The sequence below is a fragment of the Rhizobium sp. 9140 genome (assembly GCF_900067135.1).
Classification (GTDB): domain Bacteria; phylum Pseudomonadota; class Alphaproteobacteria; order Rhizobiales; family Rhizobiaceae; genus Ferranicluibacter.
The window spans coordinates 2,576,388-2,589,311 of the sequence record NZ_FJUR01000001.1 but is presented as its reverse complement, the minus strand read 5'-3'; the positions used below and the strand labels follow the sequence as shown (position 1 = coordinate 2,589,311).

12 protein-coding genes are annotated in these 12,924 nt (G+C 64.1%); 10 read left to right on the top strand and 2 right to left on the bottom strand.

From position 1 onward, the window contains the following. Nucleotides 1–191 precede the first annotated feature (191 nt). The 7 genes from rseP (at nucleotide 192) to lpxB (ending at nucleotide 8,597) form a co-directional block, all read left to right on the top strand. Entirely contained in the window at nucleotides 192–1,346 is a 1,155-nt protein-coding gene (rseP, locus tag GA0004734_RS12175; RefSeq protein ID WP_092934029.1) for an RIP metalloprotease RseP, read from the top strand. Between the two features lie 233 nt (nucleotides 1,347–1,579). Further along, nucleotides 1,580–3,922, top strand: coding sequence for an outer membrane protein assembly factor BamA (bamA, locus tag GA0004734_RS12170; RefSeq protein WP_092934027.1), 2,343 nt, complete (start codon nucleotides 1,580–1,582; stop codon nucleotides 3,920–3,922). Nucleotides 3,923–3,969: 47 nt separating this feature from the next. Then, nucleotides 3,970–5,040: a UDP-3-O-(3-hydroxymyristoyl)glucosamine N-acyltransferase gene (lpxD, locus tag GA0004734_RS12165; protein WP_092934025.1), complete on the top strand. Its 1,071-nt coding sequence runs from the start codon at nucleotides 3,970–3,972 to the stop codon at nucleotides 5,038–5,040. Between the two features lie 41 nt (nucleotides 5,041–5,081). Beyond that, on the top strand, nucleotides 5,082–5,549 hold the full coding sequence (gene fabZ, locus GA0004734_RS12160) for a 3-hydroxyacyl-ACP dehydratase FabZ (protein ID WP_092934023.1): 468 nt from the start codon (nucleotides 5,082–5,084) through the stop codon (nucleotides 5,547–5,549). Between the two features lies 1 nt (nucleotide 5,550). Further along, nucleotides 5,551–6,363 carry an acyl-ACP--UDP-N-acetylglucosamine O-acyltransferase gene (lpxA, locus tag GA0004734_RS12155; protein ID WP_092934021.1) on the top strand — a complete coding sequence of 271 codons (813 nt, stop codon included), beginning with the start codon at nucleotides 5,551–5,553 and terminating at the stop codon, nucleotides 6,361–6,363. Between the two features lie 5 nt (nucleotides 6,364–6,368). Then, nucleotides 6,369–7,259, top strand: coding sequence for an LpxI family protein (locus GA0004734_RS12150; protein ID WP_092934019.1), 891 nt, complete (start codon nucleotides 6,369–6,371; stop codon nucleotides 7,257–7,259). A gap of 93 nt (nucleotides 7,260–7,352) precedes the next feature. Then, nucleotides 7,353–8,597: a lipid-A-disaccharide synthase gene (lpxB, locus tag GA0004734_RS12145; protein ID WP_092934017.1), complete on the top strand. Its 1,245-nt coding sequence runs from the start codon at nucleotides 7,353–7,355 to the stop codon at nucleotides 8,595–8,597. An 87-nt stretch (nucleotides 8,598–8,684) separates the two neighbouring features. On the opposite strand, the gene GA0004734_RS12140 is transcribed toward lpxB, so the two are convergent. Further along, a complete protein-coding gene (locus GA0004734_RS12140; protein WP_092934015.1) occupies nucleotides 8,685–9,398 on the bottom strand; it encodes an HAD family hydrolase in 714 nt (237 codons plus the stop codon). 232 nt (nucleotides 9,399–9,630) lie between these two features. Here GA0004734_RS12140 and rpiA point away from each other — a divergent pair, with 232 nt between their 5' ends. From rpiA to gor, 3 genes are all read left to right on the top strand, one after another. Beyond that, the gene (gene rpiA / locus GA0004734_RS12135) at nucleotides 9,631–10,335 is read left to right on the top strand and encodes a ribose-5-phosphate isomerase RpiA (RefSeq protein ID WP_092936254.1); all 705 of its coding nucleotides are present in this window, start codon (nucleotides 9,631–9,633) and stop codon (nucleotides 10,333–10,335) included. A gap of 67 nt (nucleotides 10,336–10,402) precedes the next feature. Continuing rightward, nucleotides 10,403–10,963 (top strand): DUF2059 domain-containing protein, encoded by a 561-nt coding sequence (locus GA0004734_RS12130; protein ID WP_092936252.1) that lies wholly within the window; start codon nucleotides 10,403–10,405, stop codon nucleotides 10,961–10,963. Between the two features lie 215 nt (nucleotides 10,964–11,178). Beyond that, nucleotides 11,179–12,567 carry a glutathione-disulfide reductase gene (gene gor / locus GA0004734_RS12125; RefSeq protein WP_092934013.1) on the top strand — a complete coding sequence of 463 codons (1,389 nt, stop codon included), beginning with the start codon at nucleotides 11,179–11,181 and terminating at the stop codon, nucleotides 12,565–12,567. Here the strand turns inward: gor and GA0004734_RS12120 are convergent. Continuing rightward, the gene (locus GA0004734_RS12120) at nucleotides 12,537–12,764 is read right to left on the bottom strand and encodes a hypothetical protein (RefSeq protein ID WP_092934011.1); all 228 of its coding nucleotides are present in this window, start codon (nucleotides 12,762–12,764) and stop codon (nucleotides 12,537–12,539) included. The genes gor and GA0004734_RS12120 overlap by 31 nt on opposite strands. Nucleotides 12,765–12,924 lie beyond the last annotated feature (160 nt).

Genomic DNA, 12,924 nt, shown 5'->3' with positions numbered 1-12,924 from the left:
CCACCAAGCGGACCGGGGCGGTGACAGGTCCGCAAAAACGTGATTTCGATGCCCATATCGCATTGCATGCGGCACCTCTATAAGACGGAGCCGCCGGGCTTGCTTCCAAGGGCGCGCGTGGCGCCAGCTTTCGACGACCTCGCTCGCTTTCATCGACCTAGCCCGCCTCCGGCGACCTGACAAGGACGACAATGACCTACCTGGCCGATCTCCTCCATCTTTTCGTGGGCTATATCGTCCCGTTTCTTCTGGTCCTGACGCTGCTCGTCTTCGTGCATGAAATGGGCCACTACCTCGTCGGTCGCTGGTCGGGTATCAAGATCGTCGCCTTCTCCATCGGCTTCGGGCCGGAGCTCGTCGGCTTCAACGACCGGCGCGGGACGCGCTGGAAGTTCTGTGCCATTCCGCTCGGCGGCTACGTCAAGTTCTATGGCGATGAGGATGCGGCGAGCACGCCGGACTACCAGGCGCTCGAGGGTCTTTCGGCCGAGGAGCGCGGGCGGACCTTTCTGGGTGCGGCGCTCTGGAAACGCGCGGCGACGGTTGCCGCCGGCCCGATCGCCAATTTCATCCTCGCCATCGTCATCTATGCGCTGCTGTTTTCGGCGTACGGCAAGCCGATCGCCGATCCCGTCGTGTCCGAGGTGAAGGCGGGCAGTGCGGCGGCCGAATCGGGCATTCGGCCGGGCGACCTGCTCGTCTCCATCGACGGCTCCACCGTCACGACCTTCGATGACGTGCGCCGCTATGTGGGCGTGCGCCCGGAAATGCCGATCGTCGTGGAAATCCGCCGCGATGGGCAGCTGCTGGAGGTGCCGATGGTGCCGAAACGCACCGAGATCACCGACCAGTTCGGCAACAAGATGGAAATGGGCATCATCGGCATCGTGACGAACCAGGAGAGCGGCAATTTCCGCCTGCAGAGTTTCGGTCCGCTGGAAGCGATCGGGCAGGGCGCCGTGGAAAGCTGGCATATCGTCACCGGCACCTTCGCCTATATCGGCAATCTCGTAACCGGCCATATGAAGGCCGACCAGCTCGGCGGGCCGATCCGCGTGGCGCAGGCGTCCGGGCAGATGGCGACGCTCGGTGTTGCCGCCGTGCTGCAGCTTGCCGCCGTTCTCTCGGTCTCCATCGGTCTTCTCAACCTGATGCCGGTGCCGGTGCTCGATGGCGGGCACCTGATGTTCTATGCGATCGAGGCCATCCGCGGCCGTCCGCTCGGCCCCTCCGCCCAGGACATCGCCTTCCGCATCGGCTTTGCCATGGTCCTGATGCTGATGGTTTTCGCCACCTGGAACGATATTTCGTCCCTTGTCGGACGAATGAGCGGCGCGGTTGGCTAAAGGTTAAGGAAGAGGCGCTAAACAGGAGCAAGGCTTCTCTTCAACGGTTTGATTAGAAACGATTTGTTTACGATAATTCTTGTCAGTAGTGGCCGTTCAGCCACGGTGGGAATTGAAGTAAACGGAAATTAACGTGCTACCTTGCTTGTATGAGAAAAGCGGGTAAAACGGCAGGCATGACCGGAGTCGGCACGAGTTCGCCGCGGGACATTGGAAGAAGGTAAGATCAGAACATGAAGGCTGGTTCAAAGTTTTTGAACGCGGTGTCGGCGGTTGCGCTGTCTGCAGGGATTGTCGCGTCTGGAACTGGCGTCGTCGTTCTTGCCAGTGCGTCTGTCGCTGAAGCTGCGACGATCCGTCGTATCGACGTTCGCGGCGCAACGCGCGTCAGCGCCGAGACGGTTCGCTCCAACATCACCATCGTTCCCGGCCGGGAGTTCACCAATAGCGACATCGACGCTTCGGTGAAGCGCCTGTATGCGACGGGTTACTTCTCCAATGTCAGCATCAACGTTTCCGGTGGTGCGCTGGTCGTGTCCGTCAGCGAGAACAACCTGATCAATCAGGTGGTCTTCAACGGCAACCGCAAGATCACCGACGAGAAGCTGGCCGCGGTCGTCAAGACCCGCTCGCTGGGCGCCTATAGCGAGGCGACCGCGCAGGCCGACATTCAGTCGATCAAGGATGCCTATGCCGGCATCGGCCGCAACGATGTGACCGTGACCGTTCAGACGGCGCCGATCGCGGAAGGGCGCATCAACGTGGCCTTCGTCGTCAACGAAGGCGACCGGACGAAGATCCGCTCGATCAACTTCGTCGGCAACAATGCTTACAGCGATGGGCGTCTGCAGGGCGTCATCTCCACCAAGAAGTCCGGCATCCTGTCCTTCCTGAACCGCAAGGACGTCTACAATGCCGACAAGCTGCGTGCCGACGAGGAGCAGCTTCGCCAGTTCTATTACAACCGTGGCTATGCCGACTTCCGTGTCGTCAGCTCCGATGCCGTTCTCGACGAGACGTCGAACGAGTACACGGTGACGATAACGATCGAAGAAGGTGAGCGCTACGATTTCGGCGCCGTCAATGTCGAATCGACGGTCGAAGGCATCAATGCCGAGGAACTGAAGGGTCTGGTCCAGAGCCGTCAGGGCACGATCTACAAGGCCAAGGACGTTCAGGAAACGATGTCGGAGATCTCCAAGCGCGTCGCCGCGCAGGGATATCCCTTCGCCCGCGTCACGCCGCGCGGCAACCGCGACTTTGCGGGCCGCACGATCGCCGTCGATTATCTCGTCGATCAGGGTGAGCGCGCCTATATCGAGCGCATCGAAATCCGCGGCAATACCCGCACGCGCGACTACGTCATCCGTCGCGAATTCGACATGAGCGAAGGCGACGCCTTCAACCAGGAAATGATCGCGACGGCCAAGCGCCGCCTCGAAGCGCTGGGCTACTTCTCGACTGTCAACATCTCGACACAGGCCGGCACCGCGTCCGACCGCGTGGTCGTCATCGTCGACGTGCAGGATCAGTCGACCGGTTCGTTCGGCATCGGCGCCGGCTACTCGGCCGGCAATGGCGGCGGCTTCCTCGTGGAAGCCTCGATCGAGGAGAAGAACTTCCTCGGCCGTGGCCAGTACATCCGCGTTGCAGCCGGTCGTGGCGAAGACAGCAAGACCTACAATGTCTCGTTCACCGAGCCCTACTTCCTCGGCTATCGCCTGGCAGCCGGCTTCGACGTTTTCAAGAACGAGAACGACTTCAACGACGACAACTACAGCTACGAGGATCAGGGCTTCAGCCTGCGCGTCACTGCGCCGATCACCGAGCGCCTGTCCTCGACGCTCCGCTACAACTACACGGAACTCGACTATCACGCATCCGATGACGAGCTGGCCGACCTGTCGTCGCCGTATCGTCGCGTCGTGAATTTCTCGCCGTGGACGCGTTCGTCGATCTCCAACTCGTTCACCTACAACTCGCTCGACGACGCCCAGTTGCCGCATGAAGGCATCCTGGCGACGGCAACGCAGGAATTTGCCGGGCTCGGCGGTACGTCCGACTTCTACAAGCTGACGGCCAAGGCCAAGTGGTACTACACGCTGAACGACGATGCCGACGTGATCGGATCGCTGTCGGCCGGTGCTGGCCATGTCGTCGGTACGGGCGGCGAGATGGAAGTGTTCGACCAGTTCCAGATCGGCAGCAACGAAATCCGCGGCTTCGAGCGGAACGGTATCGGTCCGCGCAGCCGCGAGTATGGCGATGCGATCGGCGGCACGACGTACTTCACGGCTTCGGCCGAGGCAACGTTCCCGCTGCCGGGCGTTCCGCGCGATGCGGGCTTCCGTGGCGCCGTCTTCGCAGATGCCGGCACGCTGTACGGCAACGACGTCAGCACCCGCGCCAGTGACCGCATCGTCGGTACGGATGCGTCGCTGCGTGCATCGCTCGGTGTCGGCCTGCTGTGGGCTTCGCCCTTCGGACCGCTGCGCGTCGATTACGCCGTTCCGATCGCCAAGGAAGATTACGACAAGGTGCAGAACATCAAGTTCGGTATTTCGTCGAATTTCTGATATCGGCAGTCCAGAACTGCATGCCAAACTGTTCTGGAGTCTGGCCCATGGATGCTAACTGGTTTTTCCCGCCGCATGACGGGCTCCGCCTGAGTGATCTGGCGGAGCGCGTTGGCGCTTCGCTGCAGGACGAGACGGTCGGTGACCGGATCGTTTCATCCGTCGCGCCGACCTATCGTGCGCGCCCGAACGAGATCTGCTATATGTTGCAGCGGCGATATCGTGACGAGTTCACGACATCGCAGGCAGCTGCCGTGATCTGTGACGAAAGCGTCGCGTCGATCGTGCCGCCGCATATTCCGGTGCTGCTCGCCAAATATCCCCACACCGCCTTTGCGCTTGCCGGCGCCATCTTCCATCCCGAAGCGCTGCGTCCGATCCAGAATCTCGGCGGACAAGGCGGTATCTCGCCGGCGGCCTTCGTCGATCCCACGGCGCGGCTGGAGGACGGCATCGACATCGAGGCAACGGCCGTGATCGGGGCAGGGGTCGAGATCGGCTCCGGCACGCGCATCGCCGCCGGCGTCGTCATCGGTCCGGGCGTCCGGATCGGTCGTGACTGCACGATTGCGGCCGGTGCGACGATCCTCTGCTCGCTCGTTGGCAACAACGTCATCATTCATCCGGGCGCCCGTATCGGGCAGGACGGTTTCGGCAATGCGCCGGGTCCGCGCGGCGGCATGATCAAGATCGTGCAGATTGGCCGCGTCATCCTTCAGGATCATGTCGAGATCGGCGCCAACACGACGATCGACCGGGGTGCGATGGACGACACGGTCATCGGCGAAGGCACCAAGATCGATAATCTCGTGCAGGTCGGGCATAATGTCCGCATCGGGCGCCATTGCGGCATCGCAGCGAAGGTCGGCATTGCCGGCAGCACGCGCATCGGCGACGGCGTCATGATCGGCGGCGCGGCTGCGATCAACGGGCATATCACGATTGGCGACCGCAGCCAGATCGGCGCGATGAGCGGTGTTGCCGCGGACGTGCCGGCCGGCGAGCGGTATGGCGGCATTCCCGCGCGCCCCATGCGCGACTTCCTGCGGGAAGCGGCCGAGATCGCGGCGCGGGCCAACTTGAGAAAGCGCAAGACGACGACGGGAGACAAGCAATGAACGACACCCCAATGGGCGACGCCCCCATGGTCGACACCCCAATGGGCGATAAGGGGGCAACCGTTCTCGGCACGGCCGACATCCGCGAGATCATGAAGCTCTTGCCCCATCGCTACCCGTTTCTGCTGGTCGACAAGATCATCGAGATCGACAGCGACAATTCGGCCATCGGCATCAAGAATGTGACGGCGAACGAGCCCCATTTCACGGGGCATTTTCCCGATCAGCCGATCATGCCCGGCGTTCTGCTGATCGAGGGCATGGCCCAGACGGCTGGCGCGATCTGTGCGCGCAAGACGGCCACCGGCAGCAATCTCGTCTACTTCATGACCATCGACAATGCGCGCTTCCGCAAGCCCGTCGTGCCGGGTGACCGTGTCGAGTATCACGTGGTCAAGCAGAAACAGCGCGGCAGTATCTGGAAGTTTCATTGCGACGCCAAAGTTGACGGGCATCTCGTCGCGGAAGCTGATATCGGCGCGATGATCATCAGCAAGGACGAAGCCTGACATGATTGCCGAGAGCGCCAAGGTTCATCCGTCCGCCGTTATCGAGGACGGGGCCGTCATCGGCGAGAACGTCACCATCGGCCCGTTCTGCCATGTCGGCGGCCAGGTGGCGCTTGCCGACGATGTCGTGCTGATGAGCCATGTGGTGGTCATCGGCCGCACGAGCGTCGGCCGGGGAACGCGGATCTTCCCGTCGGCCGTGATCGGCGGCGATTCGCAGAGCGTGCATCACAGCGCGGTCGATACCCGGCTCTTGATCGGCGAGAACTGCACGATCCGCGAGGGCGTGACCATGAACACAGGCACCGTGGAGCATGGCGGCCTGACGTCCGTCGGCGACAACAACCTGTTTCTCGCTTATGCGCATGTAGCGCATGACTGCCGGCTCGGCAGCAACATCATCCTGTCGAACAATGTTATGCTGGCGGGTCATGTCGTGGTCGAGGACCGTGCGATTCTCGGTGGCGGCTCGGCCGTGCACCAGTTTACGCGCGTCGGCCGTCAGGCCTTCGTCGGCGGCCTCTCGGCCGTCAGCTACGATGTCATTCCCTATGGCATGCTGAACGGCAATCCCGGTATTCTCTCCGGCCTGAACGTCGTCGGCATGTCGCGTGCCGGCCATGACAAGGCGGTCATCCATCAGGTGCGCCGCGCCTACAAGGCGATCTTCGAAGGCGAGGGCTCGGTTCGCGCCAATGCGGCGGCGATCCGCGAGGATTATCTGGACTGCGCGCCCGTGATGGAAATCCTCGACTTCATCGGCGCGGAAAGCGACCGCGCACTCTCGTCCCCCACACGGGGAAAGAAGGGCTGAGCGCCGTGCCGGGCCAGAGCCCGGAATCGGCTGGAAACCGCGAGGGTCGGGGCCGTCTGGCGATCATCGCCGGCGGCGGGCGCCTGCCGCATCACGTTGCGGATGCGGCGCGGGCGCATGGCGAAAATCCCTTTATCATCACGCTGACTGGCGAGGCCGGAGATGGGTGGGGCGGTTATGACAGCCGCACGCTGGGGATCGGAAATTTCCGCGATATCAGCGCGACATTCCGAAACGAAGGCATCGACCGCGTCGTGCTGTCCGGCGGCGTGCAGCGGCGGCCGGAATGGCGGGATATCCGGCCGACGCTCAAGACGCTGTCGCGCGTGCCGGCGGTGTTGAAGACGCTGATTTCGGGCGGCGACGACGCTGTTCTGAAAATGGCGATTGCGTTGATCGAGGCGAGCGGCGCCCGCGTCATCGGCGTCCAGGACATCGTGCCGGAGCTCCTGGCCGAGATCGGGCCGATCGGGCGGATTTCGCCGGATGACGACGATCAGCGGGATATCGCTGTGGCGACGGCTGCAGCCAATGCGCTGGGCACGCTCGATGTCGGGCAGGGTGCCATCGCGGTCGGGGGACGGGTCGTGGCGCTTGAAGGCCCCGAGGGCACCGATGCGATGATCGCGCGCGTGGCGGGCCTGCGTCGCGACGGACGGATTTCGCAGCGTCGCCGCGGCGTGCTGGTCAAGCTCTGCAAGCCGCAACAGGACCTGCGCGCCGATCTGCCCTCCATCGGACCTTCGACCGTCGAGAGCGCGCTGGCGACGGGCCTTGCGGGCATTGCCGTGGAGGCCGGCCGGGCGCTGGTTCTGGAGCGGGCGGCCACCATCGAGCTGGCTGATCGTTCGGGCCTGTTCGTGACCGGGCTCGACCGCGCTCTGCCGGTTTCGTGAACCTTCGGACGAAGAGGCCGGTTTCCCGGCGGATAGTGACACTGTGACGGAAGCGGACGCGCGGTTGTTCCGCGACATCTTCGAGGAGCACGCATGCCGAGAGAAAACGAGCACGGTCCCATCAAGGTTGCGGTCATTGCTGGTGAGGTCTCCGGGGATCTTCTGGGTGGGGATCTGATCCGGGCGCTGAAGGACCGTGTCGGGTCCGTTTCACTGGTCGGCGTGGGGGGCGAGGCGCTGGAGGAGCAGGGGCTCCTCTCGCTGTTCGATTATTCCGAGCTCTCGATCATGGGCATCTCGCAGGTACTGGTCCGTCTGCCGAAGCTCTTGCTCCGTATCCGCCAGACGGCGCAGGCCATCGTCGCCGCAAAGCCGGATGTGCTCGTCATCATCGACAGTCCCGACTTCACCCACCGCGTGGCCAAACTGGTGCGGACCTCGCTGCCCGACCTGCCGATCGTCGATTACGTCTGCCCCAGCGTCTGGGCGTGGAAGCCGGAGCGGGCGCTGCGGATGCGGCCTTACGTCGACCATGTCCTCGCCGTCCTGCCGTTCGAGCCGGAGGCGATGGAAATGCTGGGCGGGCCGCCGACGACCTATGTCGGACACCGGCTGGCCTCGGACGCGGATGTGCTCGCGGTGCGCGCGGCGCAGTGGGCGCGGGGCGAGGCGCGCAGTCAGGCGCCTGGGGGTCGTGAGGTGGAGGCTGGAGGCGAAGAGGCGCTGCGGACGTGCCTGATCCTTCCGGGTTCGCGCGGCTCCGAGATCACGCGGCTGCTGCCGGTGTTCCGGGAGGCTGTGGAGATCCTGGCGCGGCGAGCGCCCGCGTTCCGTTTCGTCTTGCCGACCGTGCCGCGGCAGGCCGAGCATGTACGGGAGATGGTGCGCGACTGGCCGGTCAACGTCGAGGTGCTGGTGGGGACGCCGGCGAAGTGGCAGGCTTTCGCGCAGGCCGATGTCGCCATGGCGGCCTCCGGCACCGTTATTCTGGAGCTCGGCCTTTGCAGCATTCCCGTCGTATCGAACTACAAGGCGGACTGGCTGATCCGGATGATGCACAAGCGCATCCGCATCTGGACGGCCAACCTGCCGAACCTGATCGCGGACTATGTGATCGTGCCGGAATACTTCAACGAATCGATCCGCCCCGGCGCGCTCGCCCGCTGGATGGAGCGGCTTGCGCTCGACACGCCGGAGCGTCGTGCGATGATCGGCGGTTTCGATACGGTATGGGACATTATGCGCACCGACGTGCCGCCGGGCGAGAGAGCGGCCGAGGTTGTGCTGGAGACGATGGAAAAGAAGGCTGTGGCTGCGAAGGCCGGTGGTCGGGCGTAGAGATCGCCAAGCTCCCCGCTTGCGGGAAGCCAACGAGACGTGCTCTTCGCGACCGATGCGGCGCCGGAGCACCGCATCGGCGCAGGCTTAGGTCCTGTCGGTCAGAAGGCGCTCGATCAGATCGGGCGTTAGCTCGTTGAAATGGGTGATGACGATGGTGGGATCGAGGGTTTCCACCGCGACGTCGGAATAGCCGAAGGGGACGGCGATAGAGGGGATGGCGGCGTTCTGGGCGACGAGGATGTCGTTGCGGCTGTCGCCGATCATCACCGCGCGCCCGGGCGTGCCGCCGGCAAGGCGGACGGTGGCGAGCAGATGCTCGGCATGGGGCTTGCGCACGTCGAACGTGTCGCCGCCTGTGATTGCGGCGAAGCGGGCGGTGAGGCCGAGGGTTTCGAGCAGCGTGCGTGCGAGCATTTCCAGCTTGTTGGTGCAGACGGCCAGCAGGTAGCCGGCGTCCGACAGCCGGTCCATCGCGTCGAGCACGCCGGGATAGGGCATGGAGGCGCCGGGCATCATGGCGTGGTAATGGGCGACGAATTCCTTCATCTGCCAGGCGAGATCGTCTTCGCTCAGCGGCTTTTCGCGCATCTTGAAGGTCCGCTCGATCATGGCCTGCGCGCCGTGACCGACGAGATGGGTGAGATCGTCATAGCCGACCGGTGCAAGGCCCGCCTGTGTGACCGCGTGATTGAGGCTGGCGACGAGATCCGGCGCGGTATCGACCAGCGTGCCGTCGAGATCGAAGACGATGGTGGCGGGAAGCAGGGAGCTGGATGAGGAGGACGATCTTGAGGGCATGGGCGCGGCCTTTGCGGGTCTGGAATCCGGGTCTGATGTTTGCCTGCCGGGGTATGCGACCGTGGGCCGAAATGCAATCTGTCTCGGTTCGACGGCGATCGGCCGGGCACGCGATGGGGCACGTTCGGCGGAGGTGTTCGCGCCGGGGGCTTTCCTCTGTCGCATGGGCCGTGTAAACCTCCGGGCGGCCGGGCATGCCCGGACCACGGGTTTCAACGGGAGACAGCGGCGCATGGATGCCCGCCAGATGAAGATCAAGGCCGCCGAGGCGGCGCTCGCGCATGTCGAGGACGGCATGCGGCTCGGGATCGGCACCGGCTCGACGGCCGAAGAGTTCATTCGCCTGCTGGCCGAGAAGGTCGCGGATGGGTTTCGCATCGAGGGCGTTCCGACATCCGAGCGTACGGCGCGGCTGTGCCTCGACCTCGGCATTCCCCTGCGCTCGCTGGACGAGCTGCCGGAACTGGATCTGACGATCGACGGCGCGGACGAGGTCGATCCTAACCTCAACCTGATCAAGGGCGGCGGCGGCGCGCTTCTGCGCGAGAAGATCGTCGCATCGTCCTCGGCACGCATGATTGTGATTGCCGACGAGAGCAAGGTCGTGAACACGCTCGGCGCCTTCAAGCTGCCAATCGAGATCAACCCTTTCGGGCAGAAGGCGACGCTGATCGCCATAGAGAAAGCAGCCGCGCGGCTGGGGCTTACGGGCGATCTCACCTTGCGCAGTTCCGGCGACGGGCTGTTCGAGACGGACGGCGGACATCTGATCGTGGATGCATCTTTTGGCCGCATTCCTGATGCAGATGCGCTGGCGCGCGAGCTGAACGGACTTCCGGGCGTGGTCGAGCACGGCCTCTTCATCGGCATGGCTTCTCTGGCGATCATCGCCGGCGAGGCGGGTGCAAGGGTGATGACGAGCGCACGATCGACCTGATCCCTATTGCATGTATCGGACGCGTCGAACCGGCGCGACGCCCAAGAACACACAGGAGCTTTTTCGCATGAACAGATTTGCAGGCCGGGTCCGCGTCTTGACCGCCTTCGTCCTTCTCGCCACCACGGCACCGGCAGCCTTTGCGCAGGACGTGACGGAAGACCACCTGAAGGCCGCACGCGCCGCCATCTCCGCCATCGGAGCCACCGACAATTTCGACAATATCCTGCCGAACCTTGCCGAGCGCCTGAAGGCCAACCTGATCCAGTCCTCGCCGAACTATCAGGACCTGATCTCCTCGACCATCGACGCCAAGGCGCTGGAACTCGCCGGCCGCCGCGCCGATCTGGAGCGGGAAGCCGCGACGATCTATGCCAAGACGTTCACCGTGGAACAGCTGAACGCCATCAGCGCCTTCTACCAATCGGAAGCCGGCAAGAAGCTGCTGAACGACGGCCCGATCGCGTCCAGGGAAATGCTCAAGGCAGCCGACATCTGGGCGGCCGGCGTTTCGCGCGACCTGAACGCGGAAGCCACCAAGGCGCTGCAGGCAACGCTCGCCCCACCGGCCGACGCCGCCGGCCAGGCTCCGGCCGCACCGGCACCCGCAGCGACGCCGGCGCCCTGAGGCGATCGCCCGATCTTCCTGACAACGTCTTTGCGCCCTCCGGACCTTCCGGGGGGCTTTTCTTTTGTCGGCCCGGCATTCTTTCATTTTGTTTGTCTTTTCGGGATAACCGGTTTCCACTTATCGCTGACAAACTCTATATCAACGTCATGCCAACGGGCAGCGCCGGACGTGACCGCGCCGCGCCCGCGTCTTCTCGGTCCCCGGAGCTTTCCATGACATCTTACGATTATGATCTCTTCGTCATCGGCGGCGGGTCCGGCGGGGTGCGCAGCGGGCGCGTTGCGGCATCGCTCGGCAAGAAGGTCGGGATCGCCGAGGAGTTCCGCTATGGCGGCACCTGCGTCATTCGCGGCTGCGTACCGAAGAAGCTCTACGTCTATGCTTCGGCGTTCTCGACAGATTTCAAGGATGCCGAAGGCTTTGGCTGGACGGTCGGAGAGACATCCTTCGACTGGCACAAACTGGTGGCGGCCAAGGAAGCCGAGATCACCCGGCTGGAAGGGCTCTACCAGAAGGGGCTCGCCAATGCCGGCGCGGAGATTTTTCACACGCGGGCGGAGCTGGTCGGGCCGAACAGCATCAAGCTGCTGTCGACCGGCCGGATCGTGACCGCAGAGCGGATCGTGATCGCCGTCGGCGGACGCCCAGCCCCGCATGAGGCGCTGCCGGGCCATGCGCTGACGATCACCTCCAACGAGGTGTTCGACCTGCCCGAACTGCCGAAATCCATCCTGATTGCCGGCGGCGGCTACATCGCCGTCGAATTCGCGAACATCCTGCACGGGCTGGGCGTCGAGACCACGCTGATCTATCGCGGCAAGGAAATTCTCTCGCGGTTCGACAAGGACATGCGGCAGGGCCTGCACAGCGCCATGGCGGAGAAAGGTATCCGCATTCTCTGCGAGGACATCATCGAAACCATATCGGACGCCGAGGGCGGCGGGCGGCTGGTGACGACGCTGAAAGGCGAGATCCTGACGGTGGATCAGGTGATGCTGGCGCTCGGCCGCGTGCCCAACACGGAAGGCCTCGGGCTGGAGGCTGCTGGCGTGAAGACCGACCACCAGGGCGCGATCGTCGTGGATGCGTTCTCGCGCACCAGCGCGCCGGGCGTCTATGCGCTGGGGGACGTGACCAACCGCGTGCAGCTGACGCCGGTCGCCATCCATGAGGCCATGTGCTTCATCGAGACGGAGTACAAGGGCAACCCGACCTCGCCCGACCATGATCTGATCGCCACCGCCGTGTTCTCCCAGCCGGAGATCGGCACCGTGGGCCTGTCGGAAGACGAGGCGGCGCGTACGCTGCCGGACGTCGAGATTTACCGGACGGAGTTCCGGCCGATGCGTGCGACGCTGTCGGGCCGCTCCGAGAAGACGATCATGAAGCTGGTCGTGAACGCAGAAAACCGCAAGGTGGTCGGCGCGCATATTCTCGGGCCGAGTGCCGGCGAGATGGCGCAGCTTCTGGGCATTTCGCTGAAGGCCGGCGTCACCAAGGACGATTTCGACCGGACGATGGCGGTGCATCCCACGGCATCCGAAGAGTTGGTGACGATGTATGCGCCGAGCTACCGCATCCGCAACGGCGAGCGGGTGTAGAGCCGGTTCCGTTTAGGTGGACGCGCCGGCTTGGTTTTCCGTGAGCTGGGCCGCGTTGACTGGAAGAGGACTGCGAGAAGCGGCACCATCCAGCGCAGGCCATCCCACGAGGGGTGGTCGAGCGGATCGGCGAGGGGGTCGGTCTTCACTCGTGCGCCACGATTCTTGAGCGTGTGGATCAGAAGCTGGTCGCGCATTACGATCTCCTTCGGGATGCATGCTGCTGACATATGCGCCTGTGTCGCGCGCTCGTAGACGCAGGAATGAAAGGGGCGTTTCATTCCTGCACGGAGGGCGGCGCCGGACGGGATGCTATAAGGGCGCGTGAGGGTATGGCGCGGGCGACGGTCCCCGAGC